Raw genomic sequence first — 26,298 nt, forward strand, 5'->3', positions numbered from 1 at the left:
CGAACCGGCGGCAGCATGCGCACCGCACCGGCGCCGCTTCGGCTGCCCGCCTGATCCCGTCGGATTCGCACCGGCCACTCGGGCGAAGCCGGCACGGCGGCAAGCGGAACGGTCGAACCGCCAGCGCCGCGCCGGCCGCCCGGCTCGCCGCGCCCCTCACGCGCGATCGCGCAGCGTCTCCGACGGCCGCTTGCCGAACAGGCGCCGGTAATCGGTCGCGAACTGGCTCAGATGCCAGAAGCCCCACGCCTCCGCGACGTCCTGAACCGAGCCGGCCGCGCGCCCGCACAGGTCGCGCCGCGCGCCGTTCAGCCGCAGCGTGCGCAGGTAGGTCGCGGGCGCCATCCCGAGCACGTCCTGGAAGCAGTACTGCAGCGTGCGCCGGCTCACGTGCAACTGTTCGCACAGCTCGGGCACGCCGACCGGCCGCGTGCGGTGCGCGAGCACGTAATCGCGCGCCTGGTCGACGATCCAGCGGCGCGTCGACGGCGCGGCGCCGCTGCCATCGTCCGCCGGTTGCGCGCACGCATCGAACAGCGCGGCCAGCACTTCGGCCTGCAGGTCGTCACGCTGCGCATCGGGCAGCGGGCCGGCCATCGCCACCGCGCCGTCGAGCCGGCGGCCAAGCAGCGCGCACAGGCGTGCGAGCCGCGCGTCGCCGACCTGCATCACGCGCTGCGTGAACAGCCGCTCGTCGAGCGCGCGGTGCTCGACTTCCTCCGCGTAGCGGCGCAGCACGTCGCCGCGCACGACGACGCCGTAGATCGAGAACTGCGCGGGCGTCACGAGTTCGAATTCGACGTTGCCGGGCCGGAACGCGAGTGCGCCGGGGCCGATCCGGCATGCATCGACGCGCGCCGAGCCGTCGCACACGAGCGGGATGCCGAACCAGTAAGCGTCGCCGCGCACTTCGCACGCCTGGCGCAGCAGATGGCTGGTCGACTCGCGAAACAGCTTCATCGTGTCGAGCGGCAGCTCGGTCAGCGTGCCGACGAAGCGGCCGGCCGCGAGCTGGTCGTAGGTCTGCCGCCAGCCGATCAGGTTGCGCGCCTGCTCGTCCGCATCGTGCGCGACGCTGACGACGGCCTGCCCGGCGAACGCGTCGTCACCCAGCGCGCTGCGCCGCGTGTCCTCGGCGGTCGGTTCTTCCGTATACGCCACGTGTTGATTCATCGTGTCCTCCCTCACCTGCGCGGAACCCTGCGTATCACGCAAGTCCCGTGCCGAACCGCACGGCCGGGCGCGCAACCCGCCATTGCACGCCCGTCCGGCCGATGCACGCCATGCGGGCGCACCCGAAGGCGGCATGCCGCGCACGCGGCCGGTGCGATCCGCGCGGCGACCGCGCATGCGCGCCGCCGCGCGTGCCCGAGGCCGGCTACCGGCCCGGCTTCAGCCGCACGACCCGCGTGCCGCAATTGCCGTAGGCCTGCGCGATCGCCAGTTCGACGATCGCGCTGCCTGCCGCCCACGGCGCCGCGTCCGCTTCGGGCAGATCGGCGCGCAGCGTGGCGCGACCGTTGATCCGATAGCGCAGGCCGCGCACGAAATCGACGAACAGCAATCCGACGCCCCGGCCGTCGCAGGCGGCCGCGTCGATCCGGCCGCCGTCGCCGTCATGCGCGGCCGGCAACGCGAACCGCAGCGTCTTCGTATCGATCACGCGCACCACCGGCAGCAGATCGCCATTCGCGTCGCGCCGGCTCCGCACGATGTCGCAGGTCATCGATGCGCCGGCGCCGGAGGCCATGCCGACGAACATGAACGGTTGCGATTCGACGAACTGCCGCACGCCGACGCTCAATCGGGTGGTCACGACGTCGCTCATCCGCTCGGCTTCGTCGGCGACGCCGAAGCGGTGTTGCGCGTCGAGTTCGCCCGGGTGGAAGACCGGGTGACGCGGAAAGGATCGGGGCAGGTCTGCCATGCCGGGCCGGGGGTCGTCGCACACATTGGCGCGCCGTGCCGCCACGCGTGCGCGGCGGCCGGCAGCGTTGCCGGCGCCGGCTGCGCAACAAAGCGCGTCCGGCGCCGGCTGTCGAACAGGAAAATCGAACCGCGCGACGTGCCGGGCCCGACCGGCCCCGACACGTCGCCACGGCTTCGGCGATCAGAAGAACCCGAGCGCCTCGGCCTGGTAGCTGACCAGCAGGCATTTCGTCTGCTGATAGTTCGACAGCGCCATCTTGTGCGTCTCGCGGCCGATGCCCGACTGCTTATAGCCGCCGAACGCCGCATGCGCGGGGTACAGGTGGTAGCAGTTGGTCCACACGCGGCCGGCCTCGACCTCGCGGCCCATCCGGTACGCGCGCGTGCCGTTGCGCGTCCACACGCCCGCGCCGAGCCCGTAGAACGTGTCGTTCGCGAGTTCGATCGCTTCCTGCTCGTCCTTGAACGTCATCACCGACGCGACCGGCCCGAAGATCTCTTCCTGGAACACGCGCATCTTGTTGTTGCCGAGCAGCATCGTCGGCTTCACGTAGTAGCCCGTGCCGAGATCGGCGGCCGGCGCCGTACGCTCGCCGCCCGTCAGGCATTGCGCGCCTTCGCCGCGGCCGATGTCGATGTACGACAGGATCTTGTCGAGTTGCTGCTGCGACGCCTGCGCGCCGATCATCGTCTGCAGGTCGAGCGGGTGGCCGGACTTGATGCGCTCGACGCGCGCGACGGCCTTCTCGATGAAGCGTTCGTAGATCGATTCCTGAATCAGGATCCGCGACGGGCACGTGCACACTTCACCCTGGTTCAGCGCGAACATCGCGAGGCCTTCGAGCGCCTTGTCGAGGAACGCGTCGTCCTGGTCGAGCACGTCGGCGAAGAAGATGTTCGGGCTCTTGCCGCCCAGTTCGACCGTCGACGGGATCAGGCTTTCGGCGGCGGCGCGCAGCACGTGCTTGCCGACCGGCGTCGAGCCCGTGAACGCGATCTTCGCGATCCGCTTGCTGGTCGCGAGCGCTTCGCCCGCCTCCTTGCCGAAGCCGTTCACGATGTTGATCGTGCCGGCCGGGAACAGGTCGCCGATCAGCTCCATCAGCACGAGCACCGACGCGGGCGTCTGCTCGGCCGGCTTCATCACCACGCAGCAGCCGGCCGCGAGCGCCGGCGCGAGCTTCCACGCGGCCATCAGCAGCGGGAAGTTCCACGGGATGATCTGGCCGACCACGCCGAGCGGCTCGTGGAAGTGGTACGCGACGGTGTTGTCGTCGATCTCGGAGATGCCGCCTTCCTGCGCGCGGATGCAGCCCGCGAAGTAGCGGAAGTGGTCGATCGCGAGCGGCAGGTCGGCCGCCATCGTCTCGCGCAGCGGCTTGCCGTTGTCGATCGTCTCGGCCACGGCCAGCAGCTTCAGGTTCTTTTCCATCCGGTCGGCGGCGGCGAGCAGCAGGTTCGCGCGCTCGGCAACCGACGTCTTGCCCCACTTGCGGCGCGCGGCATGCGCGGCGTCGAGCGCCAGCTCGATATCGTCGGCGCCCGAGCGCGGGATGCGGCAGAACGGCTGGCCGTTGATCGGCGACACGTTCTCGAAATACTCGCCCTTCACCGGCGCCACCCACTTGCCGCCGATGTAGTTGTCGTATTGCTGACGGTACGGGTATTCGACGTCGAGGCCCAGTTGTTTCAGGTCAAACGGGTTCATACATGTCTCCTGTTCATCGTGCTTGTGTGAGTAGAGCGCCGGTTGGAATGCGCTGGTCCCGCTCATGCAACATGCGTGCCAAACGGAACGGGCGGCAACGGGCGCACGTCGATCGCGGCCGGCACGGGTTCGCACCGTGCGGTGTTCATGCCCGCAACACGGCCGGTGTACCGATTCTGAACACCGCGATTGCGCAGCCAGGGGGCCGGTGTTCGGAATTTCCACAGTGCGCGGCGATGCGCTGCCCGCGCACGCGCGTCGTGCCGTGTGGCATGTCGCTTGCGTGCCCGTTGCGGATCCACACGCCACGGCGCACGCGCCGACCGACACCATGACCGATCGCGGCCCGCTGACCGACGACGCCATCGCCTTCATCCGCGAGCAGGTTTTCCTGATCGTCGCGACCGCCGATGCGGCCGGCAACGCCGACTGTTCGTACCGCGGCCGCCAGCCGCGCGCCGACGGCTCGTTCGCGCCGCTCGTCGATATCCCAGACCGCCGCACGCTGGTGCTGCCCGACTTCGCGGGCAACAACCTGCTCAACACGATCGGCAACCTGCTCGTGAATCCGGCCATCGCGCTGCTGTTCGTCGATTTCGTGCGGCAGACGACCTGGCTCGTGCAGGGCCGCGCGACGCTCGACGAGGATGCGCAAGGGCGCGCGCATCTGTGGCCGGATGCGTTGCGCTATCTGGTGATCGAGGTGGAATGCGCACAGGCGCGCGCGGATGCGGGGCTGCCGCCGCTCGTGCTGGCGTGACGCGCGGCGGGGGAGGCTTTAACGAACGGACGACGCGGGCGCGGCGGCTGCGTAGTCCGGAAAGCCGATGTGCCGATGTGCCGATGTGCCGATGTGCCGATGTGCCGATGTGCCGGGATGCCGGGATGCCGAAGCGCCGATGCTCCGCCGCAGCGCAACGCTCAACGCCCGTGCGTCTCCGCACACGCCGGTTCGCTCCGGCTGCGCGTCGACGCTTCGGCCCGCGCGTGACCGTCCGCCTCGTCGCCCGTGTCGTCGACAACCGGCCGCCCGCCGAGAAACCCGAACACCACCACCGCGCACAGCACCGTGACGACGGCCAGCGCGGTCAGCAGCCGGTCGAACGCGTGCGCGTAGCTCGCGATCAACGCCGCACGGCCGACACCCGGCAACGCGGCAGCCGCGCCCGCGAGATCGCCGGTCGCGAGCCGCGCGGCGGCCCGCAGCGTCGCGTCCGGCGTGCCGGCAGCCCCTGCCGCGTGCGCGAGCCTCGTTTGCGCGAGCGCGGCCAGCACCGCGCCGACGATCGCCAGCGCGATCCCCTCGCCGGCCACGCGCGTCGTGCTGAAAATGCCCGTGGCCATCCCCGCGCGCTCCTTCGGCACGACGCTCACCGACAGCCCGTCCATCAGCCCCCACGGCATGCCGGCGCCGACGCCGATCGCGAGCATCGGCGCGATCGCCGCCGGCCCCGCGCCGCCGCGCAGCGCGATGCCGAGCCACACGAGCCCCGCCGCCGCGACCAGCAGCCCGAGCCCGGAAATCACGCCGCCCGACAGCCGGCGCGTGAGCGTCGCGGCGACGAGCGGCACGACCAGCATCGGCGCGGAGATCGCGAGCATCAGCCAGCCGGCGTCGATCTCGCTGAAGCCGTCGATGCCGATGAAGCGCAGCGGCAGCACGACGAGCAGCACGATGTAGCAGCAGCAGGTCGATACCGGCAGCACCTGCACGCCGACGAAGCGCGCGATGCGGAACAGCGACAGGTCGAGCATCGGCCGCGCGACGCGCGTCTCGATCGTCACGAACGCGCACGCGCCGAGCGCCGCGCCGGCCAGCAGCGCGATCACGAGCGGGCTCGACCAGCCGCGCGCGGGCGCCTCGATCACGCCGAACGTGAACAGCGTCAGCGCGGCCGTGAACGCGATCGTGCCGGGCCAGTCGAGCCCCGTCGCGTGCGGATCGCGCGATTCGTGCATGCGCGGCAGCCCGAACGCGAGCGACAGCACGCCGGCCACCGCGCTCGTCACGAAGATCGCGCGCCAGCCGTAATGCCCGATCAGCCCGCCGGCGAGCACGGGCCCGAATGCGAGCCCGATCCCGAACGTCGTGCCGAGCAGGCTGAATGCACGCGTGCGCGCCGCGCCGTCGAATTCCTGCGCGAGCGCGGCCGTGCCGCCGGCGAGCGCCGCGGCCGCCGCGAGCCCTTGCGCGGCGCGCAGCAGGTCGACCGCGAGGATCGACGGCGCGAACGCGAGCGCGACCGACATCAGCGTGAAGCCGCCGACGCCGATCGCGAACAGGCGCTTGCGGCCGAACTGGTCGGCCAGCGCGCCCGACGCCATCAGGAAGCTGCCGAACGCGAGCATGAATGCGTTGGTGATCCAGTTCATCGCGACCGGGCTGCCGTGCAGGTCGCGGCCGATCGCCGGCGTCGCGACCGCGCCGCCCGAAAACGACAGCGGCAGCGCGACGGCGGCCATGCAGACGGCGGCCAGCACCCAGGCGCGCCGGCGCGCCGCGTGGGCCGAAACGGCTGAAACAGGGTGATCCATCATCGCTCCTCGAAAAAGCCGGCGCGGATGCGCCCTCAGCGCGACAGAAGATAAATCGGATTCAATTCGCGAAAAACCACGCGAAGCTCCGCATATAACGGATTAAAATTCCGCAATCGCGCCAACTACCGTGCGTTGCCCCGCACACCGTTCGATTCGATGGAAAACCTCACCGGCATCGTCGCGTTCGTCCGTGCCGCCGAAGCGCTGAGCTTCGTCGCGGCCGGCCGTGCGCTCGGCATTTCGGCGTCCGCCGTCGGCAAGACGATCGCGAAACTCGAGCAGTCGCTCGGCGTGCGCCTGTTCAACCGCACGACGCGGCGCGTGACGCTCACCGACGAGGGGCGGCATTTCTACGCGCGCTGCCAGCGGATCCTCGAGGATTTCCGCGACGCGGAGGCAACCGTCACGGCGTCCGCGCAGCGCCCGCGCGGCAAGCTGCGCGTGAGCCTGCCGGTGATCGGCTACCGCTTCCTGCTGCCGGTGCTGCCCGAGTTCCGGCAGCGCTATCCGGACGTCGAGCTCGATCTCGATTTCAACGACCGGATGGTCGACGTCGTCGAAGGCGGCTTCGACGCGGTGATCCGCAGCGGCCCGCTGTCCGATTCGAGCCTGATGTCGCGGCGGCTCGGCCCGTTCGCGTTCGTGCTGTGCGCGACGCCCGCGTATCTCGCGCGGGCCGGCACGCCGCGCACGCCGCGCGAGCTCGAAGCGCACGACTGCGTGCGCTACTGCTTCCCGACCACCGGCAAGCTGCAGGACTGGGCGCTCGCGGCCGACGACGGCACGCCGCTCACGCTGCGCACCGCGATGACCTGCAACAACATGGAGGCGCTGCGCGGCGCCGTGCTCGCGGGGCTCGGCATCGGCTACATGCCCGACTTCCTCGCGCGCGACGCGCTCGAACACGGCGCGCTCGTCACCGTGCTCGACGACTACCGGATCGCGCCGGGGCAGTTCTCGATCGTGTGGCCGTCGAGCCGGCAGTTGTCGCCGAAGCTGCGCGTGTTCGTCGATTTCCTGTGCGAGCGGCTGTTCAGGTAGTCGCGCCGATCCGCTCCGCTTGCGCCGGCGGCAGCAGCGCGTCGCTGTCGTCCTTCAGCCCGACGCCCGTCAGCCCGAGGCGGCGCGCGTGCGTCATCAGGTAATGCAGCTTGTGCGCGGCGGCCGCGTGCGGCAGCCCTTCGGGCCGCACGTTCGAGATGCAGTTGCGCAGCGCGTCGTGACAGCCGACCTTCGGCGCCCACGTCAGGTACACGCCGAGGCTGTCCGGCGAGCTGAGCCCCGGCCGTTCGCCGATCAGCATCGCGACCACCTTCGCGCGCAGCAGCTCGCCGATCTCGTCGCCGAGCGCGACGCGCGCCTGCGTCGCGACCACCACCGGGCCGATCCGCCAGCCGTCCGCGTCGAGCTTCGGCCGCACGGCCTGCAACAGCGGCAGCGCCTGCTTCGCGGCCGCGAACGCCGACAGCCCGTCGCCGACCACGAACACGACATCGGGCGCGTCGTCGAGCGCGGCCCCGTAGCCGGCCAGCAGTCCGCGGCTGTCGTCCGACAGCTTGCGGCCGAGATCGGGCCGGCGCAGGTAGTGGTCGCGGTCGGGCGCTGCGCTCTGCACGCGCAGCGTCGGCAGCATGCCGGCCGCCTCGATCTCGCGCCGCAGCGCGTCCGCGTCGAGCGGCTGATGCACCGCGTCGCGCGCCTGCGCATGCGACAGGTTGAAGGCCAGCAGCGGCGCGGTCGGCAGGCTGTTGCCCGCGCGGCCGAGCGCGATCCGCGCGTTCGTGAACGACTTCAGTTGCGCCCACGGATTCTTCTCGACGGCGTCGCTCATGCGGAAATCCCCATCCAGTCGTTCGCGCCCGCGAGCAGCGGCACGCGTGCCGACGCCGCGCGCAGCGCGCCGTGCGCGTCGGCGATCTCCATCGTCTCCAGCCATTCCTCGAATTCCGGCGCGCGGCGCAGGCCGAGCACCTCGCGCACGTACAGCTGATCGTGGAACGACGTGCTCTGGTAGTTCAGCATCACGTCGTCCGCGCCCGGAATCCCCATGATGAAGTTGATGCCGGCCGCCCCCAGCAGCGTCAGCAGCGTGTCCATGTCGTCCTGGTCGGCTTCCGCGTGGTTCGTGTAGCAGATGTCGCAGCCCATCGGCACGCCGAGCAGCTTGCCGCAGAAGTGATCCTCGAGCCCCGCACGGATGATCTGCTTGCCGTCGTACAGGTATTCGGGCCCGATGAAGCCGACCACCGTGTTCACGAGGAACGGCTCGAACTTGCGCGCGACCGCGTACGCGCGCACTTCGCAGGTCTGCTGGTCGACGCCGAAATGCGCGTTCGCCGACAGCGCGCTGCCCTGGCCCGTCTCGAAATACATCAGGTTGTCGCCCACCGTGCCGCGCTTGAGCGCCAACGCGGCCTCGCGCGCTTCGGCGAGCAGCGCGAGCGAGATCCCGAAGCTCGCGTTCGCCTTCTCGGTGCCCGCGATCGACTGGAACACGAGATCGACCGGCGCGCCCTTCTCGATCGCCGCGATCGTGTTGGTCACGTGGGTGAGCACGCACGACTGCGTCGGCACGCCGTAGCGCTCGCGGAAGCCGTCGATCATCGCGAGCAGCTTCACGATCGCCGCGAGGCTGTCGGTGGCCGGGTTGATGCCGATCATCGCGTCGCCGCAGCCGTACATCAGCCCGTCGAGCATCGACGCGGCGATCCCCTTCACGTCGTCGGTCGGATGGTTCGGCTGCAGCCGCACCGACATCCGGCCGGCCAGCCCGACCGTGTTGCGAAAGCGGGTGACGACGCGGCGCTTCCTCGCGGCCGCGATCAGGTCCTGGTTGCGCATCAGCTTCGACACGGCCGCGACCATCTCGGGCGTGAGCCCCGGCGCGATCCGTTCGAGCGCCGCGCCGTCGGCCGCGGGCGACAGCAGCCAGTTGCGGAAATCGCCGACGGTGAGGTGCGAGATTTCGGCGAACGCGTGCGCGTCGTGATCGTCGATGATGAGCCGCGTGACCTCGTCGTCTTCATACGGGATCACCGCGTCGTTCAGGAACGCCTTCAGCGGCACGCCCGCGAGCGCGATCTTCGCGGCGACGCGCTCCTCCTCGCTCGCCGCCGCGACGCCGGCGAGCTGATCGCCGGAACGCAGCGGGCTCGCCTTCGCGAGCAGCGTCTTCAGGTCCGCGAAGCGGTACGTGCGCGGACCGATCGTCTCCGTATAGGACATCGTTCGAATCTCCTTGCCAAAAGCCGACGGCGCGCCCGTTCGACGGGGCGCGCCGGATGCCGTCAGGAACGGCCTTTCACGTTCATCGTCGTCACCACCGCGCTCACTCCTCCAGCAGCGCGTCGCCGGGCGCGCTCGCGCGCTGCGAACGGGTCGCGAGGAAGTACGCGTAGCCGACCGCGAGGAAGCCGACGAACACCAGCGCGACCAGCCCGTTGAAAACCACCATCGTACCGAGGCAGACGAGCGCGGCCAGGATCGCGAAGGCCGGGAAGATCGGATACAGCGGCGCGCGGAACGGCCGCTCCAGGTTCGGCTGCGAGCGGCGCAGCTTGAACAGCGCGGCCATGCTCACGATATACATCACGATCGCACCGAATACCGACATCGTCACGATATTCGCGGTGAGCGTCTGCCCGCCGAACTGGATCAGCTCGTCGCTGTAGATCGCGGCAATCCCGACCACGCCGCCCGCGAGAATCGCGCGATGCGGGGTCTTGAAGCGCGGATGCACCTTCCCGAGCCATTCCGGCAGATAGCCTTCGCGGGCCAGCGCGAAGATCTGGCGCGAATAGCCGAGGATGATCCCGTGGAACGACGCGACGAGCCCGAACAGCCCCAGCCACACGAGCATGTGCATCCAGCCGCTGTTCGCGCCGACGATGTACTTCATCGCCTGCGGCAGCGGATCGTTGATGTTCGCGAGCTTGGTCCAGTCGCCCGCGCCGCCGGCGAACACCATCACGCCGATCGCGAGCGCGACGAGGGTCAGGATCCCGGCCACGTAGGCGATCGGAATCGAGCGCTTCGGATTCTTCGCTTCCTCGGCGGCCATCGCGACGCCCTCGATCGCGAGGAAGAACCAGATCGCGAACGGAATCGCCGCGAACATCCCGTGGAATGCGCCCACGCTGAAGTGATCGGCGCCCGACCAGCCGCCCTTCGTGAAGTTGCTCCACGAGAAGCCCGGCGACACGACGCCCATGAACACCAGCAGCTCGAAGATCGCGAGCAGCGTGACGACGAGCTCGAAGGTCGCCGCGATCTGCACGCCGACGATGTTCAGCGCCATGAACACGAGATACGCGCCCATCGCCGCGTGTTTCGGTTCGAGCCCCGGAAACTGCACGTGCAGGTACGCGCCGATCGCGAGCGCGATCGCGGGCGGCGCGAACACGAACTCGACGAGCGTCGCCGCGCCGGCCAGATAGCCGCCGGTCGGGCCGAACGCGCGGCGCGCATACGCGAACGGGCCGCCCGCGTGCGGGATCGACGTCGTCAGCTCGGTGAAACTGAAGATGAAGGTGGTGTACATCGCCGCGACGAACAGCGCGGTGATCACGAAACCCAGCGTGCCGGCGCTCGCCCAGCCGTAGCTCCAGCCGAAGTATTCGCCGGAAATCACCAGGCCGACCGCGATGCCCCACAGTTGCCAGGTCCCGAGCGTCTGCTGCAGCGCGGGCTGGCCGGCGGACTTGGCGCCGGCGGCGGGCCGGCCATTCGACTCTGCTTTCATCGGACTCTCTCCTCAAAGGCGCCGGCCTGCGGGCCCGCGCGACTGAGAATCGATGCTAGAGAGTCATTAAACGACGTGTTATCGAAATTCGGCAAAGATCGCGGCTGACATTTCGCTTGCGGAAATGCTTGCGGACACGCTGGCGGTACCGCTCGCGGCAACCTCGGCCGCGCGCGTTGCCACGCCGATCCGGCCCGCGCGATGCGGGCCGGATCGGCCATGCCGGCCGGCGTTACTGGCCGCCGCCGCGCTGATTGAACCAGCGGTCGAGCAGCTTGCCGGCCGCTTCCCGGCCGCCGAGGCCGAACGACAGCGCGACGGCCACCGCGATCGCGCCGAGCACGAGGCCGAACGCGAGCTGGACGATTTCGTTCGCGATGCCCATCGCGCGCAGCCCCATCGCGAACACGAGGCCGAGGATCGCGAATTGCGCGATGCGCGCGAACAGCACGCTGTGCTCGCGGTCGGCCTGCTCGATCACGCGGCGCGCGAGGCCCGCGAGCCACACGCCGATCACGAGGATCACGCCGCCCATCAGCACGTGGCCGCCGAATTCGATGAACAGCGTGACGACGTCGCGCACCTGCGTGAAGCCGAGCCGGTTCGCGGCCTCGACCGACGCGAACAGCATCGCGAAGAACACGATCAGCCGCGCGACCAGCACCGACGGCTGCAGGATGCCCGAGAACACGCGCTCGACACCGAGCACGGCCGGCAGCCCGTCGACGCCGGCGGCTTCCAGCAGCTTCTGCGCGAGCGACGCGACGAAGCGCGCGAAGTAGAACGTGACGAGCACGATCACGATCGCCGCGACGATGTCCGGCACCGCGCCGAGGAACTGGTTCAGCATGTTGGTCGCGGGGATCGAGATCGCGTCGATCTTCAGCGCGTCGAGCGCGGAGATCAGCGTCGGCACGAACACGAACACGTAGACGATCGTGCCGACCAGGCTCGACACGCGCACCGGCGTCGGGCTGTCGATGCCTTGCGTGAGGCGATCGGCGCCGGCGGCGACCAGCAGGTTCGTCACGAGGCCGCGCAGCACGCGCGCGACGATCCAGCCGACGAAGCCGATCGCCGCGGCGGCAAAGATGTTCGGCACGATCGCGAGCAGCTTGTCGACCATCCCCTGCACCGGCGAGAGCAGGCCCGACAGCGCGAACGACGCGAGGATCGCCGGCAGGAACATCAGGATCACGAGCCAGAACAGCACGTCGCCGAGATAGCCGCTCATCGGCTGCATGCCGGCGCTTTCGGACAGCGTGGCGTCGACCTTGCTCGCCTTCAGCGCGCGGTTCGCGAGGCTGCGCAGCAGCGACGCGATCAGCCACGCGATCAGCGTCAGCGCCGCGCCGCCGATCAGGTTCGGCAGGTAGTTGACGATGTGCGTGACGAGCAGCGAGAACGGATTGGAGACCGCGTACAGGTTGAGCACGTTGAAGATGCCCACCGCGGTGACGAGCAGCACGAGCCAGAACAGGCCGCTGGCGATGATGCGTTCGACGCACGCGCCCTGACCCGTGCTGTCGGTAATCCGCTGATCGACCTTCAGCGCGTTGAGCAGCCGGAGCGCGCCGGCCCGCACCGCGACGGCGATCAGCCAGCCGATCACCAGGATGCCGATCGCGCCGGCGATCTTGGGCAGGTATCCGCCTAGCGTGGCCTGCAGCGACGTGATGAAGCTGGAAGCATCCATTTCTTCTTCTCCCGAAAACGTGGTGTGACGATTGAACATCGACGAACGACCTGCGTAATTCGAAAAGCATGCTGCCCCGTCCGAGCAACTTACCCGAGAAAAATGACGCGTTCACCCGATTTCACCGTCTTTAACTTTAGTCGGTGATCCCGGAGGGGCAAGACCCTATTTCGTCGGGAATCAAAAAGGGGCGAATCGTTGGGTGTCCGACATTTCCGCAAGATTTGTCCATTCGGCCCGTGCTGCCGTGGCGTCGGTTCCAGCCCGGACACGCCGATGACCCCAGCCGACACCAAAACCGATCCGCCCGCGTGGGTGCGCTATGCGGGAAGCGTGGCGCGCGTCCATGCATACATCGGCGCGCATCTCGACGGCCCGCTCGACCTGAACCGGCTCGCCGAAATCGCGTGCCTGTCGCCGTATCACTGGCAGCGCGTCTACCGCGCGCTGTACGGCGAATCGATCGTGCTGACGGTGCGACGCATGCGGATCGTGCGGGCATCCGAGGATCTGGTCTGCACCACGCGGCCGCTCGACGAGATCGCGCGGCGCGCGGGCTACGGTTCGACGCACGCGTTCGCACGGGCGTTTCGCGACGCGTACGGCGTGCTGCCCGCGCAGCATCGGCGCACGGGCACCCACCGGCCGATTTATCCACTACAGAGAGGCGAGGCAGACATGTTCAAGCACGAGGTCGAGATCCGGCGCCTGCCGGAACTGCGTGGCTACGCGGTGGCGCACACTGGCGCGTACATGAAGGTCGGCGATGCGTTCGGGCAGATCGGCGCGTGGGTCGGGCAGCACGGGCTGATCGGCCCGGGCGCGAAGATGATCGGGATCTTCTACGACGATCCGGACACGACGCCTGAAGCGCAATTGCGCGCGAAAGCGTGCGTCATGCCGGCCGACGGCGCGCCGGACGTCGCGCCCGTGCCGCCGGTCGAGCGTGCGACGATCGCGGGCGGTGAATACGCGGTGCTGTTGCATACGGGGCCGTATGCGGACCTGAATACGGCCTACCAGTGGCTCTACGGCGACTGGCTGCGTCACTCGGGCCGCGAAGCCGCCGACGCGCCGCCGTTCGAGTTGTACCTCAATACGCCGATGGATACGGCGCCGGCCGACCTGCGCACCGAAATTCACCTGCCGCTTCGCTGAGCGACGGATACGTCGTGGCGCCGTGTATCTGAACGGACCGCGACGATATTGCGGTGCGAGCATGCCCGGGACGACATCGGGCATGCCGGTGCGCCGGCTGTCGAACGAAGCGCGCCGGCCTGTGCGTATGCTCGGCCGGCGCGAACGTGCGGATAGCTTCAGGCAGCCTGCGTCCCGCAGCCGGGACAGAAGCGCGCGTCGGCCGCCAGCGCCGCGTGACAGCGGCTGCAGGCGCTGCCGCGTTGCGCCGCGCCGCACTGCGTGCAGAAGCGAGCATCGGCTGCATTGAGTGCGCCGCAGCCCGCGCAGGCGAGCTGGCTCAGCGGCATGTTGCCGTCGTGGCCGCGTTGCCCGTTGCCGGCATCGGCCGCCTGCCAGCCCCAGCCCCAGCCGTGGCGGTCGCGGCCGCGCGCATCGTGGCCGCCGTGCCCGCCCTGGCGCGCGCCGCCGTGATGCGCGCCGCCGTGGCCCCCGTTTCCGCTATTGCCGTTGCCGTGCCCGCTGCCATGACCACCGCCGTGGCCGCCAAGAATCCGCTTCAGAAAATTCATCGTCCGCGCCTCAACGCGTGGCCCGGGCGTCGCCGAACGCCCCGGAGGACGACAGCAGCCGCAAGCCGTTCGCCACGACGATCAGGCTCGCGCCCGCGTCGGCGAAGACCGCCATCCACATCGTGCCGAGCCCCGCGACCGTGAGGCCGAGGAAGACGACCTTCACGCCGAGCGCGAAGCCGATGTTCTGCACCAGCACGCGGTGCGTCGCGCGCGACAGCCGCACGAACGCGGGGATCTTGCGCAGGTCGTCGTCCATCAGCGCGACGTCGGCCGTCTCGATCGCGGTGTCGGTGCCCATCGCGCCCATCGCGAAGCCGATGTCGGCGCGCGCGAGCGCCGGCGCATCGTTGATCCCGTCGCCGACCATCCCGACCGCGCCCGCGCCGCCCGCCGACAGTTCCTCGACCGCCGCGAGCTTGTCTTCCGGCAACTGGTTGCCGCGCGCGTCGTCGATGCCGGCCTGCTGCGCGATCGCCAGCGCGGTATGCGGGTTGTCGCCCGTCAGCATCGCGGTGCGGATACCGAGCGCGTGCAGATCGGCAATCGCGTCACGGCTCGTGTCCTTGATCGTGTCGGCCACCGCGAAGATGCCGAGCACGCGCGTGGCGTCGACCAGCACGACGACACTCTTGCCCTGCCGCTCCAGCGCGTCGAGCTTCGCCTCGAGCGCCGTCGAGCAGCGCTCGAGTTCCTCGACGAGCCGGTGATTGCCGAGCCAGTAGCGCGTGCCGTCGATCGTGCCGCGCACGCCGCGCCCGACGATCGCTTCGAAGTCCTGTACGTCGGCGAATGCGGTCGTGCCGGCGTCGCGGGCCGCCGCGGCAATCGCCTGCGACACCGGGTGATCGGAGCGCGCCGCGAGGCTCGCGCCGAGGTGCCGCACGCGCGCCGCGTCGACGTCGTCCGCATGTACGTCGAAGTCGGTCTGCACCGGCTTGCCGTGCGTGATCGTGCCGGTCTTGTCGAGTGCGAGCCACGCGAGCTTGCGGCCTTCTTCCAGATAGACGCCGCCCTTCACGAGAATCCCGCGCCGCGCCGCGGCCGCGAGCCCCGACACGATCGTCACCGGCGTCGAGATCACCAGCGCGCACGGGCACGCGATCACGAGCAGCACGAGCGCGCGGTAGATCCAGTCGTGCCACGCGCCGCCCATCACGAGCGGCGGCGCCACCGCGACCAGCAGCGCGACCGCGAACACGATCGGCGTATAGACGCGCGCGAACTGGTCGACGAAGCGCTGCGTCGGCGCCTTCGCGCCCTGCGCTTCCTCGACCGCGTGGATGATTCGCGCGAGCGTCGAGTGGGCCGCGACGGCCGTCACGCGGTAGTCGAACGAACCCGACTCGTTGATCGTGCCCGCGTAGACGGCGTCGCCGGCGGTCTTGTCGACGGGCAGGCTCTCGCCGGTGATCGGCGCCTGGTTGACCGTCGAGCGGCCGGCGACGACTTCGCCGTCCAGCCCGATCCGCTCGCCCGGCTTCACGCGCACGACCGCGCCGAGCGCGACCTGCGCGGCCTCGATCGTGCGCCACGCGCCGTCGGCCTGCTGCACGGTCGCGGTGTCCGGCGCGAGCTGCATCAGCCCCTGGATCGCATTGCGCGCGCGATCGAGCGACTTCGCCTCGATCAGCTCGGCGATCGTGAACAGCACCATCACCATCGCGGCTTCCGGCCACTGGCCGATCGCCATCGCGCCCGTCACCGCGATGCTCATCAGCGCGTTGATGTTCAGGTTGCCGTTGCGGATCGCGATCCAGCCCTTCTTGTACGTGGTGAGCCCGCACGCGAGCACCGCGGCGAGCGCGAGTGCAGCGGACAGCCACACCGGCAGCCCGGCCCAGGTCGCGCCTTCGGACGCGATCGCGGCGACGCCGGCGAGCGCCAGCGGCCACCACGGTTTCGCGGGCGGCGGCGCGATGGGCGCGGCCGTTGCGTCGGCCGACGCCGCTTCCGGCGTCATCCCGAGCGAGCGGATCGCGCTTTCGATCGCGGGTTGCGCGCCGGGCACGTGCTCGACGCTCAGCATCCGCTGCATCAGGTTGAATTCGAGCGCCGATACCTGCTCCATCCCGCCGAGCTTCTTGCGGATCAGCGTTTCCTCGGTCGGGCAGTCCATCTGCATGATCCGGAACGCGGAGCGCACGTGGCCCGACGCGGTCGCCTGCGCGACCGGCAGCGGCGCGAGCGTCAGCGCGGCGGGTGCGCAGCAATCGCCGGCCGCGTGGTCGTGGTCGTGGTCGTGGTCGTGGTCGTGGTCGTGGTCGTGGTCGTGGTCGTGGTCGTGGTCGTGGTCGTGACCGGCATGGTCGTGCGAACACGTGGCGCCATGCTGATGCGTATCGTCACGCGCCTCGTGGTGATCGTGGTCATGCTCCCTGTCGCCATGTGCAGCGTGATCGTGCCCGCGGCCATGATCGTGATCGTGTTCATGGCCGTGCGCGCGCTCGCCGGCCGCCGGCACCGCATCGGCAACGGTCGCCGTCTGCGTGTCGCGCGTATCGGCGCAGCACGCATCGGCGCCGCCGGCATGACGGTGTCGTGGGTCGTGGGGACGCTGGGCGTCGGTCATGACAACCTCCTTTGATGGCTTGACGGTGTAGAGTTAACACCCTGAAGCCACTACAAGGTCAACCCTTACACGGGAGAAAGGCATGAAGATTGGCGAACTGGCCAAAGCGGCCCGCTGCACGCCCGAGACGATCCGCTTCTACGAGAAAGAGGGCCTGATGCCCGATGCGGAGCGCACCGATTCGAACTACCGCAACTACACCGACGTGCACGTCGAGCGGCTGCGCTTCATCCGCAACTGCCGCGCGCTCGACATGGCGCACGACGAAATCCGCGCGCTGCTGCGGCTCACCGACACGCCGGCCGACCGCTGCGATTCGATCAATTCGCTGCTCGACGATCACATCGGACACGTCGATGCCCGCCTCGCGGAACTCACGCATCTGCGCGACCAGCTGACCGAATTGCGCCGCCAGTGCGTCGGCGAGCATTCCGTCGAGGAGTGCGGCATCGTGCATGGTCTCGCGACGATGGAAACCGTCGCACCGGCCGCGAAGCGCTCGCATCTCGGCTGAAAAGCCTTGTCAAATAAGATAGCCTCATCGAGAATAGTTATATTCTGACTAGATATAATTTAACTATTCATGTCCATGAGTCGCCCATCCCCGCTCGCGCTGGCCGTCCTCGCGACGCTCACCGAAACGCCGATGCATCCGTACGGGATGCTGCAGCAACTGAAGGCCCGCGGCTACGACGAAGTCGTCAACGTGCGGCAGCGCACGAGCCTGTACCAGACGATCGACCGGCTGCTGCGCGACGGGCTGATCGTCGTGCACGACACCGAGCGCGACGGCGCGTTTCCGGAGCGCACGGTGTATGCGCTGACGGAAGCCGGGCACACCGCGGGGCAGGCGTGGCTGCATGCGTTGCTCGCGGAGCCCGCGCGGGAATTTCCGGCGTTCGGCGCCGGCCTCGCATTCCTGCCGCTGCTCGACGCGGAAGATGCGCGTCACCAGCTCGAGCTGCGCATCGCACGGCTCGACGCCGAGCGCGAGCGGCTCGAAGCGCTGCGCGCCACCGCGCAGGCCGACCAGGTGCCGCGCTTGTTCCTGCTCCAGAACGAATATGCGCTCGTGCTGCTCAATGCGGAGCTCGACTGGGCGCGCAGCGTCGTCGAACACCTGAAGATCGGCGCGCTGCGCTGGGTGGACGGCTGACGCGCGGCGCCAGCCGTTTTCCGCGAGGAACGCGCGTCGGCGCGGTCAAAGCACCTTGCCGGGATTCAGGATGCCGCGCGGGTCCAGCGCGGCCTTCAGGCGCCGCATCAACCCGATTTCCGCGTCGCTGCGCGTGTGCGCCAGATAAGGACGCTTGAGCACGCCGATTCCGTGCTCGGCCGACACCGAGCCGCCCATGTCGCGTACCACCGCATACACGCAGTGATCGAGCGCATCGGCGTCCGCGTCGGTCATGTCGGCGAGCGACACGCCGATATGCACGTTGCCGTCGCCGACATGGCCGAAGAACAGGCACGTGAGCGCCGGCCAGCGCGCCCGCAACGCCGCCTCGCAGCGTTCGGCGAACGCGCCCAGTTCGCCGGTCGGCAGACTCACGTCGAAATTGACGAGATGCGGCAGCGCATCGATCGCGAGCCCTTCGCGCAGCGTCCACAAATCGCGCGCCTGCCGCTCGGAGGTCGCGAGCACCGCGTCGTCGACGAGCCCCGCTTCAAGCCCCGCGGCCAGCCCCGCTTCGAGCGCCTGGTGCGCATCGCCGCCCGGCGCGCTCGTCGCGCATTCGATCAGCACCGCGAAACCGTCGTCGCCGATGAATGGCGCCGTGACGCCCGGCGTATGGCGCGCGACGTAGTCGTAGAACGCCGGCCACATCGCCTCGAAGCTGACCACTTCCGGCAGCGTGCGCACGCGGTTCCACAGCGCCACCACCGCGTCGTAGTCGCGCACGCGGCAGAGCGCGGTGGCCGGCGCCGCGAGCACCGGATGCAGGCGCAGCACCGCGCGCGTGACGACGCCGAGCGTCCCTTCGCTGCCGATGAACAGCTGCTTCAGGTCGTAGCCCGCGTTGTTCTTCAGCATCCGGTTCATCGACGACACGACCGTGCCGTCCGCGAGCACCGCCTCGAGCCCGAGCACCTGCTCGCGCATCATCCCGTAGCGGATCGCGCGCGTGCCGCCCGCATTGGTCGCGAGCATGCCGCCGATCTGGCACGAGCCGCGCGCACCGAGATCGACGCCGAACGTGAAGCCCGCCGCTTGCGCGGCCTCCTGCACCGTCTGCAGCGGCGTGCCCGCGCGCACGGTGATCGTGCCGGCCGCCGCGTCGAGCGCCTCGACGCCCGCGAAGCGCTCCATCGACAGCACGACCTCGCCGCCCAGCGCGACCGCGCCGCGTGCGAGCCCCGTCAACCCGCCTTGCGGCACGACCGGCTGGCCGAGCCGCGTGCACAGCGCGAGCGTGCGCGACACGTCGTCGACGCTGCGCGGGCGCACCAGCGCACGCGGCCGCACGCCGGCCGGCTCGTTGTACGCGGTGAAGTAACGCGGCTCGATATCGGCCGCGCGCGTGACGAGCGCGTCGCCCAGTTCGGCGGCGAGCACGGCATCGACGGCCCCGCCTGGCAGCGGCCTGCCGTCCGGTTCGCTGCCCGCGGCGCTCCGGTTCGAGGTCGGCATCGTGCGAGGCCCCGCTTACTTCGTCGAGATGTCGATATCGCCGAAATACTTCAGGCCGAGCGACTTCACCGTGCCGTCCGCCTTCAGCTTGTCGATCGCCGCGTCGAGCTTCGCCTTCAGCGCGTCGTCGCCCTTGCGCAGGCCGAACGCGATGCCGCTGCCGAGGATCTTGTCGTCGTGCACCGGCTGGCCGACGAACGAGAAGCCCTTGCCGTCCGGGCGCGACAGGAAGCCGCGCTGGCCCGACGGCGCGAGCACGAGCGTCGCGTCGAGGCGGCCCGCGACCAGATCCGCATACGCCTGGTTCTGGTCCTGGTACGCGACGACCGTGACGCCGGCCGGCTCCCAGTGCGCCTTCGCGAAGGTCTCCTGGATCGACGCCTGCAGCACGCCCACGCGCTTGCCCTTCAGCGATTCCGGCGTCGGCAGCAGGCCGCTGCCGGTGCGCGCGATCAGCTGGGTCGGCACGCGATAGATGATCGTCGTGAAGTCGATCGCCTGGCGACGCTGCTCGGTCGCGTTCATCGCCGAATTGATCGCGTCGAACTTGCGGCCCTTCAGCGCCGGAATCAGCCCGTCGAACGAGGTCTCGACCCATTTGCACGACAGCTTCGCCGTCTGGCAGACGGCATTGCCGACGTCGATGTCGAAGCCCTGCAGGTCGCCGTTCGGCGCTTTCGATTCGAACGGCGGGTATTGCGCTTCGAGGCCGAAGCGCAGCGTCGGCGCATCGGCGAGCGCCGCGCCGGAGCCGATGGCGCACGCGAGTGCGAACGCGAGTTTCAGGGTGGCCGTGTGTTTCATCGTGATCTCCTGTGTCGGGTCGATGCGACGTCTCCGCCGCCGGTTGTCTTACAGCGAACGCAGCCGCCGCGCGCCTTCGACCAGCGTCGCGTCGTCCTTCGAAAAACTGAGCCGGATCACGCCGGCGTCGGTGCCGTCGGTGTAGAACGCCGACAGCGGAATCGTCGCGACACGCGCGTCGCGGATCAGGCGCAGCACGAAATCGCTGTCGCTTTCGTCCGAGAAGTGGCGAAAGCGCGCGAGCATGAAGAACGAGCCTTCGCTCGGCAGCAGCTCGAAACGCGAATCGGCCAGCTCGCGCGCGAGCAGGTCGCGCTTGGCCTGGTAGAACGCCGACAGGCCGAGATAGCTGTCCGGCCGCGCGAGGATCTCCGCGAACGCGACCTGCATCGGCGTATCGGCCGAGAACACCATGAACTGGTGCACCTTGCGGATCTCGTCCATCAGCTCGGCCGGCGCGAGGCAATGGCCGACCCGCCAGCCGGTCACGTGGAACGACTTGCCGAACGACGACACGATCACGCTGCGCTCGGCCAGCTCGCGGTGGCGCGCGACGCTCTGGTGCTGCGCGCCGTCGAACACGACGTGCTCGTAGACTTCGTCGGACAGCACCACGATCCCCGTATCGCGTGTGAGCTGCGCGAGCCGCTCCAGATCGTCGGCGGAGAACACCGTCGCGGTCGGGTTGTGCGGCGTGTTGACGATGATCATCCGCGTGCGCGGCGTGATGGCCGCGGCCACCTCGTCCCAGTTCACGCGGAAATGCTCGGGCGACAGCTTGATCGCGACCGGCGTCGCGCCCTGCAGCCGCACGATCGGCGCATAGCTGTCGAACGACGGCTCGAAATAGATCACCTCGTCGCCCGGATGCACGAGCGCGCTGATCGCCGCATAGAGCCCCTCGCTCGCGCTCGCGATCACCGTGATCTCGGTCGCCGGGTCGTAGCGCGCGCCGTACAGCGCCTCGGTCTTCTCGGCGAGCCGCTCGCGCAGCGCGATCACGCCGGCCATCGGCGCGTACTGATTGTGGCCGTCGCGCATCGCGCGCGCGACGCCTTCGACGAGCGCCGGATCGGGCGCGAAATTGGGTGCGCCCTGCGACAGGTTCAACGCATCGTGTTGCGCCGCCAGTTGGCCGATCACCGTGAAGATCGTCGTCCCGACGTCGGGCAGTTTCGAACGGGGCGCGGTAGCGCTTCGCATGACTCCTCCTGATGTTCTTCGGGCGGGCCGCACCCTGCGCGGCCCTGCATCTGCCGCATGATTTAGCCCGAGCCAATATCGGCGGACAATCGAAAGTTCGTCATGGCGGCCATGCATTTTTCTCATGACTATCCGGGAGAAGCGCGCAACGGCAAGACCGGCTCGACGGGCCGGCATGCAAATCGGGCATTTCCCTACGGAAGGCTAGGCGTGCGCCGCCGCGAGGTATGCGAGCAGCACGGCCCGCAGTTCGCGGCGTTGCGGGGCGAAATCGAGCGCGGGGCCGAGCGTCAGCAGCGCCTGCGACAGGCCGCCGTAGCAGATCGTGTGGGCCATCCGCGCGAGCCCGTCGAGCCGCGCGGCCGGTGGCGGATCGGCCGCGTGGGCCAGCGCGTCGCGCCACAGCGCGACATAGGCGTCGTAATGCCGGCGATAGGCGGCCAGCGGCGACACCTGCCGCTCCAGCGCAAGCAACGCGCCCCACAGCGCCGCGTCGGCGGCGATCGTATCGACCTGGAGATCGACCAGCGCGACGGCGAGTTCGGCCCGCGGCGCACCGCGCGACTGCTGCACCGTGTCGCGCAGCCGGTCGGCCAGCGCCAGCACGCGGCGGTGAATGCAGAGCGCCGCGAGGCTCTGCTTGTCGCCGAAATACTCGTAGAAAGTGCCGATGCTGACGCCCGCGACGGCCGCGATCTCGCGAATCGTCGCCTTCGCGTAGCCGCGTTCGAGCAAAAGCTGAACGAACGCCTGTTGCAACGCGTCGGAGCTCGCCTGCGCGCGCGACTGGCGCGGCCGGCGGCGCAATGCGGGCGCGGGTTGCGCCGCCGGCGAGCCGGGCGGCGCCGGAACCTGAACATGTCGCGGCGGCATATTTGCTACTCTGAATTCAGCAGGGAATACGTTTTACCGGAGGCCGGAACCCGCGCCGAAGCGCCCTTGCGGGCGGCATCGCGCCGGCTGCCCGCGACGCATGAGACCGGAGACAACCGCGATGACCGACTCGACCCACGCCGTCACGAACCAGTTCGACGAACTCGTCGACTATAACCTCTTCGCGACGGATCTCGCGCTGCGCGACGCGCTCGTCCGGGCCGGGGCCGAGTGGGCCGTGCCGCAGCTCGACGCATATGGCGCGCGGCTCGGCAGCGCCGACACCGCGCGGCTCGCCGACGAAGCGAACCGCCACACACCGGAACTGAACGCGTTCGACCGGCGCGGCCGGCGCATCGACCGCGTCGACTTCCATCCCGCGTGGCACGCGCTGCTCGGCCAGTACCGCCACGAAGGCTTCGTGTCGCTCGCGTTCCGCGACACGCGCCGCGGCCGCTGGGCCGCCACGGCCGCCGGCTTCTACCTGCACGGCCAGATCGAGGCCGGCACGCTGTGCCCGGCGACGATGACGCAGGCCGCGATCCCCGTGCTGCAGAAGGAGCCCGCGCTATGGGACCTGCTGCGCGACAAGCTCTACAGCGACGACTACGACGCGCGCGACGTGCCGGTCGCCGACAAGCGCGCGATCTGGTTCGGCATGGGCATGACCGAGAAACAGGGCGGCTCCGACGTGCGCGCGAACACGACGCTCGCCACGCCGGTCGGCGCGGGCGGCCGCGGCGGCGAATACCGGCTGCGCGGCCACAAGTGGTTTTTCTCCGCGCCGATGTGCGACGCGCACCTCGTCGTCGCGCGCACCGAAGACGGCGGCCCGTCGTGCTTCTACGTGCCGCGCTGGCGCCCCGACGGCACGAAGAACGCGGTCGAGATCCAGCGGCTGAAGAACAAGGTCGGCAACCGCAGCAACTCGAGCAGCGAGATCGAGCTGAACGACGCGTGGGGGATCATGCTCGGCGACGAAGGCCGCGGCATTCCGACCATCATCGAGATGGCCACCACCACGCGGCTGAACTGCGTGCTCGGCAGCGCGGCGATGCTGCGCCAGGGCGTCGTGCAAGCGATCGCCTACACGCGCCAGCGCCACGCGTTCGGCCGCGCGCTCGCCGAGCAGCCGCTGATGCGCACCGTGCTCGCCGATCTCGCGCTCGAAAGCGAGGCGGCGCTGTCGCTCGCGATGCGGCTCGCCGACGCGTTCGAGCGCGACGACTCGCCGCGTGAACGCGCATGGAAGCGGATCGTCACGCCCGCCGCGAAATTCTGGGTCTGCAAGCGCGCGGTCGAGCTGACCGGCGAGGTGATGGAAGTATTCGGCGGCAACGGCTACGTCGACGACGGCCCGATCGCGCGCCTGTTCCGCGAGGCGCCCGTCAACTCGATCTGGGAAGGCTCGGGCAACGTGATGTGCCTCGACGTGCTGCGCGCGGTGTCGCGCGAGCCCGACGCGGCCGCCGCGCTGTTCGACGAACTGGCCGACCTCGGCGCGGGCGAACCGCGCATCCGGGCCGCGCTCGACGGATTGCGCGCGATGCTCGCCGCCCCGGCCGACACGCTCGAAGCGTCGGGCCGCGTGTTCGCGCAGCGGCTCGCGCTCGTCGCACAGGCGTGCCTGCTGCGCCGCGATGCGCCGACGGCCGTCGCCGACGCGTTCGTCGCGACGCGACTCGCCGCGCCCGACTGGGGCTGCATCGCGGGCGGCTTCGATCCGCACGCGATCGACGTCGCCGCGCTGCTGCAGCGCGCGTACCCGGCCTGACGCCGGCCCGCTCCCCGAATTCGCGTTCGTTCGCCCCCGCCCCGGAGCCCCGATGAACCTCGTCGCCGCCCTCGACCGCGCCGCCCGTGCGACGCCCGACAAACCGTTCCTCGTCAGCGAATCCGCGACGATCACGTATGCCGCCGCCCGCGAGCGTTCGCACCGCGCGGCGGCCGTGCTGAGCGCGCTCGGCATCGCGGCCGGCGACCGCGTGGCCGCGATGTGCTTCAACACGCCGGCCTTCGTCGACCTGATGTTCGGCGCGTGGCGTCTCGGCGCGGCGTTCGTGCCGATCAACCACAAGCTGCAGGCGCCGGAAGTCGACTACGTGCTCGAACACAGCGGCAGCACCGCGCTGCTGTTCGACGTGGCGCTCGCGCCGGTGGTCGAGCGCATCGTCCATCCCGCGCGGCGGCTCGTGACCGAAGGCGAACTCGACGGCGTGCCGAACTTCGACACGATGTGCGCGACGATGGACGGCCTCGCGGGCATCGAGCCGGCCGACGACGACGTCGCGCAGATCCTCTATACGTCCGGCACGACCGGCCGCCCGAAAGGTTGCGTGCACAGTCATCGCACGGTGACGCTCGCCGCGATGCAGGCGGCGCTCGCGATCGGTATCGGCCGCGACGAGCGCACGCTGATGGCGATGCCGATCTGGCATTCGTCGCCGCTGAACAACTGGTTCGGCGGCACGCTGGTCGCGGGCGGCACCGTCGTGCTGCTGCGCGAATACCATCCGTTGCGCTTCCTGCAGACGGTCGAACGCGAGCGCGTGACGCTGTATTTCGGCGCGCCGGTGTCGTACACGCTGCCGCTCGACATGGTCGACGGCTTCGCGGCGTTCGACCTGTCGAGCGTGCGCGCGTGGCTGTACGGCGGCGGCCCGATCGGCGCCGCGCAGGCCGAACGGCTTGCGCTCGCGTATCGCAGCCGCGCGTTCTTCCAGGTGTACGGAATGACGGAAACCGGGCCGGCCGGCACGACGCTGTATCCGGACGAGCAGATCGCGAAAGCCGGCTCGATCGGCCGCCACGGCGGCCCGGGCGTCGACCTGCGGGTCGTGCGGATGGACGGCGTCGATGCACGGCCGGGCGAGACCGGCGAGATCTGGCTGAAGGCCGACAGCATGATGCTCGGCTATCTCGACGACGCGGCGGCGACGCGCGCCGCGTTCGCGCCGGGCGGCTGGTATCGCACCGGCGACCTCGCGCGGATCGATCGGGATGGCTATCTGTTCATCGTCGACCGGTTGAAGGACATGATCGTCACCGGCGGCGAGAACGTCTATTCGAAGGAGGTGGAGGACGTGCTCGGCGCGCACCCGGACATCGCCGAGGCGGCCGTCGTCGGCGTCGCGCATCCGGACTGGGGCGAGACGGTCGTCGCGCACGTCGTGACGCGGGCGAACGCGGCGCCCGATGCGAATGCGCTGCGCGCGTTCTGCGGCGAGCGGCTCGCCGCGTACAAGGTCCCGCGTGAGTTCGCGTTCGTGCAGGCGCTGCCGCGCACGCCGACGGGCAAGTTGCAGAAGTTTCTGCTGCGCGTGCGCGGGGGGTAGCGCGCGCTCATGGGTCAACGTCAATAAAAAAGCCACCGGGCCGTCAAGGCTCGATGGCTTTTTCTGCATGCACGATCGGCCGGACGACGCCCTTCGCCGCCGCCCGCGCGTCACATCACATCAACCTGCTTACTTCCCGCCGATGCTCTTCAGCGGCTTCCAGTCGCCCTTCTCGACCTTGTACATCGTGATGCCGCCGTTCTTCAGGTCGCCCTTCGCGTCGTACGCGACGTGCGTCGACGTGACGCCGGCCATGTCGGTCTTCGCGAGCACCGGCAGGTACTTCGCCGGATCGGTCGAATCGGCCTTCTTCATCGCGTTCAGCATCGCCATCGCGCCGTCGTACGCGTACGGCGAGTACGTCTGCACGTCTTCGCCGAAGCGCTTCTTGTACTTGTCGGCGTAAGCCTTGCCGCCCGGCATTTCTTCCAGCGGGAGGCCGGCCAGCGATGCGATCGTGCCTTCGGCCGCGTTGCCCGCGATCTTCAGGAACGTCGGCGTCTTCACCATTTCGCCGCTCATCAGCGGAGCGGTAATGCCGAGCGTCTTCATCTGCTT

24 protein-coding genes are annotated in these 26,298 nt (G+C 69.6%); 9 read left to right on the top strand and 15 right to left on the bottom strand.

The window, feature by feature from the left end:
• Positions 1–156 precede the first annotated feature (156 nt).
• The 3 genes from AC3IFE_RS23300 to exaC form a co-directional block, all read right to left on the bottom strand.
• Positions 157–1,173 carry a helix-turn-helix domain-containing protein gene (locus AC3IFE_RS23300; RefSeq protein ID WP_089466342.1) on the bottom strand — a complete coding sequence of 339 codons (1,017 nt, stop codon included), beginning with the start codon at positions 1,171–1,173 and terminating at the stop codon, positions 157–159.
• Positions 1,174–1,378: 205 nt separating this feature from the next.
• Complete coding sequence (locus AC3IFE_RS23305; RefSeq protein ID WP_089466341.1) at positions 1,379–1,927, bottom strand: hypothetical protein; 549 nt, start codon at positions 1,925–1,927, stop codon at positions 1,379–1,381.
• A 183-nt stretch (positions 1,928–2,110) separates the two neighbouring features.
• Positions 2,111–3,637 (bottom strand): acetaldehyde dehydrogenase ExaC, encoded by a 1,527-nt coding sequence (exaC, locus tag AC3IFE_RS23310; protein ID WP_089466340.1) that lies wholly within the window; start codon positions 3,635–3,637, stop codon positions 2,111–2,113.
• 331 nt (positions 3,638–3,968) lie between these two features.
• Between exaC and AC3IFE_RS23315 the strand changes: the two genes are divergently transcribed.
• Positions 3,969–4,397, top strand: coding sequence for a pyridoxamine 5'-phosphate oxidase family protein (locus tag AC3IFE_RS23315; RefSeq protein ID WP_489192259.1), 429 nt, complete (start codon positions 3,969–3,971; stop codon positions 4,395–4,397).
• A 161-nt stretch (positions 4,398–4,558) separates the two neighbouring features.
• Here the strand turns inward: AC3IFE_RS23315 and AC3IFE_RS23320 are convergent, their stop codons facing one another.
• Complete coding sequence (locus AC3IFE_RS23320) at positions 4,559–6,172, bottom strand: MFS transporter (RefSeq protein ID WP_489192261.1); 1,614 nt, start codon at positions 6,170–6,172, stop codon at positions 4,559–4,561.
• Positions 6,173–6,331: 159 nt separating this feature from the next.
• Here AC3IFE_RS23320 and AC3IFE_RS23325 point away from each other — a divergent pair, with 159 nt between their 5' ends.
• Positions 6,332–7,216, top strand: a complete 885-nt coding sequence (locus AC3IFE_RS23325) for a LysR family transcriptional regulator (protein ID WP_489192263.1) — start codon at positions 6,332–6,334, stop codon at positions 7,214–7,216.
• Here the strand turns inward: AC3IFE_RS23325 and eutC are convergent.
• The 4 genes from eutC to AC3IFE_RS23345 form a co-directional block, all read right to left on the bottom strand.
• The gene (gene eutC / locus AC3IFE_RS23330) at positions 7,209–8,006 is read right to left on the bottom strand and encodes an ethanolamine ammonia-lyase subunit EutC (RefSeq protein WP_089466337.1); all 798 of its coding nucleotides are present in this window, start codon (positions 8,004–8,006) and stop codon (positions 7,209–7,211) included. The two genes, AC3IFE_RS23325 and eutC, sit on opposite strands and share 8 nt — an antisense overlap.
• Positions 8,003–9,400 (bottom strand): ethanolamine ammonia-lyase subunit EutB, encoded by a 1,398-nt coding sequence (locus AC3IFE_RS23335; RefSeq protein ID WP_301739546.1) that lies wholly within the window; start codon positions 9,398–9,400, stop codon positions 8,003–8,005. The genes eutC and AC3IFE_RS23335 overlap by 4 nt, the downstream gene beginning before the upstream one ends.
• 103 nt (positions 9,401–9,503) lie before the next feature.
• Positions 9,504–10,916 (bottom strand): ethanolamine permease, encoded by a 1,413-nt coding sequence (gene eat, locus AC3IFE_RS23340; protein WP_089466335.1) that lies wholly within the window; start codon positions 10,914–10,916, stop codon positions 9,504–9,506.
• 232 nt (positions 10,917–11,148) lie between these two features.
• Positions 11,149–12,612, bottom strand: coding sequence for a mechanosensitive ion channel (locus tag AC3IFE_RS23345; RefSeq protein WP_089466334.1), 1,464 nt, complete (start codon positions 12,610–12,612; stop codon positions 11,149–11,151).
• 276 nt (positions 12,613–12,888) lie between these two features.
• On the opposite strand from AC3IFE_RS23345, the gene AC3IFE_RS23350 reads away from it, so the two are divergent.
• Positions 12,889–13,770, top strand: a complete 882-nt coding sequence (locus tag AC3IFE_RS23350) for an AraC family transcriptional regulator (protein WP_089466333.1) — start codon at positions 12,889–12,891, stop codon at positions 13,768–13,770.
• A gap of 158 nt (positions 13,771–13,928) precedes the next feature.
• Here AC3IFE_RS23350 and AC3IFE_RS23355 read toward each other — a convergent pair whose 3' ends face one another.
• A complete protein-coding gene (locus tag AC3IFE_RS23355) occupies positions 13,929–14,321 on the bottom strand; it encodes a zinc ribbon domain-containing protein (RefSeq protein ID WP_089466332.1) in 393 nt (130 codons plus the stop codon).
• A 10-nt stretch (positions 14,322–14,331) separates the two neighbouring features.
• Entirely contained in the window at positions 14,332–16,440 is a 2,109-nt protein-coding gene (locus AC3IFE_RS23360) for a heavy metal translocating P-type ATPase (RefSeq protein ID WP_489192268.1), read from the bottom strand.
• Positions 16,441–16,444: 4 nt separating this feature from the next.
• On the opposite strand from AC3IFE_RS23360, the gene AC3IFE_RS23365 reads away from it, so the two are divergent.
• The 4 genes from AC3IFE_RS23365 (at position 16,445) to AC3IFE_RS23380 (ending at position 18,049) form a co-directional block, all read left to right on the top strand.
• Entirely contained in the window at positions 16,445–16,621 is a 177-nt protein-coding gene (locus tag AC3IFE_RS23365) for a hypothetical protein (protein ID WP_226122078.1), read from the top strand.
• On the top strand, positions 16,552–16,908 hold the full coding sequence (locus tag AC3IFE_RS23370; protein WP_489192270.1) for a hypothetical protein: 357 nt from the start codon (positions 16,552–16,554) through the stop codon (positions 16,906–16,908). The genes AC3IFE_RS23365 and AC3IFE_RS23370 overlap by 70 nt, the downstream gene beginning before the upstream one ends.
• Positions 16,909–16,975: 67 nt before the next feature.
• Positions 16,976–17,407: a Cd(II)/Pb(II)-responsive transcriptional regulator gene (cadR, locus tag AC3IFE_RS23375; RefSeq protein ID WP_089466330.1), complete on the top strand. Its 432-nt coding sequence runs from the start codon at positions 16,976–16,978 to the stop codon at positions 17,405–17,407.
• 69 nt (positions 17,408–17,476) lie between these two features.
• Positions 17,477–18,049, top strand: coding sequence for a PadR family transcriptional regulator (locus tag AC3IFE_RS23380; protein ID WP_089466329.1), 573 nt, complete (start codon positions 17,477–17,479; stop codon positions 18,047–18,049).
• Between the two features lie 45 nt (positions 18,050–18,094).
• Here AC3IFE_RS23380 and AC3IFE_RS23385 read toward each other — a convergent pair whose 3' ends face one another.
• The 4 genes from AC3IFE_RS23385 to AC3IFE_RS23400 form a co-directional block, all read right to left on the bottom strand.
• Positions 18,095–19,525, bottom strand: a complete 1,431-nt coding sequence (locus AC3IFE_RS23385) for an FAD-binding oxidoreductase (protein WP_489192272.1) — start codon at positions 19,523–19,525, stop codon at positions 18,095–18,097.
• A gap of 15 nt (positions 19,526–19,540) precedes the next feature.
• Positions 19,541–20,329, bottom strand: a complete 789-nt coding sequence (locus tag AC3IFE_RS23390) for an ABC transporter substrate-binding protein (RefSeq protein WP_301739551.1) — start codon at positions 20,327–20,329, stop codon at positions 19,541–19,543.
• Between the two features lie 48 nt (positions 20,330–20,377).
• Positions 20,378–21,532 (bottom strand): pyridoxal phosphate-dependent aminotransferase, encoded by a 1,155-nt coding sequence (locus tag AC3IFE_RS23395; RefSeq protein ID WP_011694020.1) that lies wholly within the window; start codon positions 21,530–21,532, stop codon positions 20,378–20,380.
• Between the two features lie 204 nt (positions 21,533–21,736).
• The gene (locus AC3IFE_RS23400; protein WP_489192275.1) at positions 21,737–22,405 is read right to left on the bottom strand and encodes a TetR/AcrR family transcriptional regulator; all 669 of its coding nucleotides are present in this window, start codon (positions 22,403–22,405) and stop codon (positions 21,737–21,739) included.
• A gap of 121 nt (positions 22,406–22,526) precedes the next feature.
• Here AC3IFE_RS23400 and AC3IFE_RS23405 point away from each other — a divergent pair, with 121 nt between their 5' ends.
• Positions 22,527–24,179: an acyl-CoA dehydrogenase family protein gene (locus tag AC3IFE_RS23405; RefSeq protein ID WP_489192277.1), complete on the top strand. Its 1,653-nt coding sequence runs from the start codon at positions 22,527–22,529 to the stop codon at positions 24,177–24,179.
• A 52-nt stretch (positions 24,180–24,231) separates the two neighbouring features.
• Entirely contained in the window at positions 24,232–25,740 is a 1,509-nt protein-coding gene (locus AC3IFE_RS23410) for a class I adenylate-forming enzyme family protein (protein ID WP_489192279.1), read from the top strand.
• Positions 25,741–25,869: 129 nt separating this feature from the next.
• Here AC3IFE_RS23410 and AC3IFE_RS23415 read toward each other — a convergent pair.
• Positions 25,870–26,298: branched-chain amino acid ABC transporter substrate-binding protein (locus AC3IFE_RS23415; RefSeq protein ID WP_489192281.1), on the bottom strand; the 429-nt coding region annotated here is incomplete at its 5' end.

The organism is Burkholderia sp. APQ4-4ca (assembly GCF_057837105.1).

Coding starts and splice junctions, on each gene's coding strand:
- AC3IFE_RS23405 (WP_489192277.1), top strand. CDS start 22,527: ATGACCGACTCGACCCACGCCGTCACGAACCAGTTCGACGAACTCGTC.
- AC3IFE_RS23305 (WP_089466341.1), bottom strand. CDS start 1,927: ATGGCAGACCTGCCCCGATCCTTTCCGCGTCACCCGGTCTTCCACCCG.
- AC3IFE_RS23410 (WP_489192279.1), top strand. CDS start 24,232: ATGAACCTCGTCGCCGCCCTCGACCGCGCCGCCCGTGCGACGCCCGAC.
- AC3IFE_RS23320 (WP_489192261.1), bottom strand. CDS start 6,172: ATGGATCACCCTGTTTCAGCCGTTTCGGCCCACGCGGCGCGCCGGCGC.
- AC3IFE_RS23385 (WP_489192272.1), bottom strand. CDS start 19,525: ATGCCGACCTCGAACCGGAGCGCCGCGGGCAGCGAACCGGACGGCAGG.
- AC3IFE_RS23355 (WP_089466332.1), bottom strand. CDS start 14,321: ATGAATTTTCTGAAGCGGATTCTTGGCGGCCACGGCGGTGGTCATGGC.
- AC3IFE_RS23350 (WP_089466333.1), top strand. CDS start 12,889: ATGACCCCAGCCGACACCAAAACCGATCCGCCCGCGTGGGTGCGCTAT.
- AC3IFE_RS23300 (WP_089466342.1), bottom strand. CDS start 1,173: ATGAATCAACACGTGGCGTATACGGAAGAACCGACCGCCGAGGACACG.
- AC3IFE_RS23315 (WP_489192259.1), top strand. CDS start 3,969: ATGACCGATCGCGGCCCGCTGACCGACGACGCCATCGCCTTCATCCGC.
- AC3IFE_RS23325 (WP_489192263.1), top strand. CDS start 6,332: ATGGAAAACCTCACCGGCATCGTCGCGTTCGTCCGTGCCGCCGAAGCG.
- AC3IFE_RS23365 (WP_226122078.1), top strand. CDS start 16,445: ATGATCCGGAACGCGGAGCGCACGTGGCCCGACGCGGTCGCCTGCGCG.
- AC3IFE_RS23335 (WP_301739546.1), bottom strand. CDS start 9,400: ATGTCCTATACGGAGACGATCGGTCCGCGCACGTACCGCTTCGCGGAC.
- AC3IFE_RS23400 (WP_489192275.1), bottom strand. CDS start 22,405: ATGCCGCCGCGACATGTTCAGGTTCCGGCGCCGCCCGGCTCGCCGGCG.
- eat (WP_089466335.1), bottom strand. CDS start 10,916: ATGAAAGCAGAGTCGAATGGCCGGCCCGCCGCCGGCGCCAAGTCCGCC.
- AC3IFE_RS23395 (WP_011694020.1), bottom strand. CDS start 21,532: ATGCGAAGCGCTACCGCGCCCCGTTCGAAACTGCCCGACGTCGGGACG.
- AC3IFE_RS23390 (WP_301739551.1), bottom strand. CDS start 20,329: ATGAAACACACGGCCACCCTGAAACTCGCGTTCGCACTCGCGTGCGCC.
- AC3IFE_RS23380 (WP_089466329.1), top strand. CDS start 17,477: ATGTCCATGAGTCGCCCATCCCCGCTCGCGCTGGCCGTCCTCGCGACG.
- AC3IFE_RS23360 (WP_489192268.1), bottom strand. CDS start 16,440: ATGGACTGCCCGACCGAGGAAACGCTGATCCGCAAGAAGCTCGGCGGG.
- AC3IFE_RS23345 (WP_089466334.1), bottom strand. CDS start 12,612: ATGGATGCTTCCAGCTTCATCACGTCGCTGCAGGCCACGCTAGGCGGA.
- eutC (WP_089466337.1), bottom strand. CDS start 8,006: ATGAGCGACGCCGTCGAGAAGAATCCGTGGGCGCAACTGAAGTCGTTC.
- exaC (WP_089466340.1), bottom strand. CDS start 3,637: ATGAACCCGTTTGACCTGAAACAACTGGGCCTCGACGTCGAATACCCG.
- cadR (WP_089466330.1), top strand. CDS start 16,976: ATGAAGATTGGCGAACTGGCCAAAGCGGCCCGCTGCACGCCCGAGACG.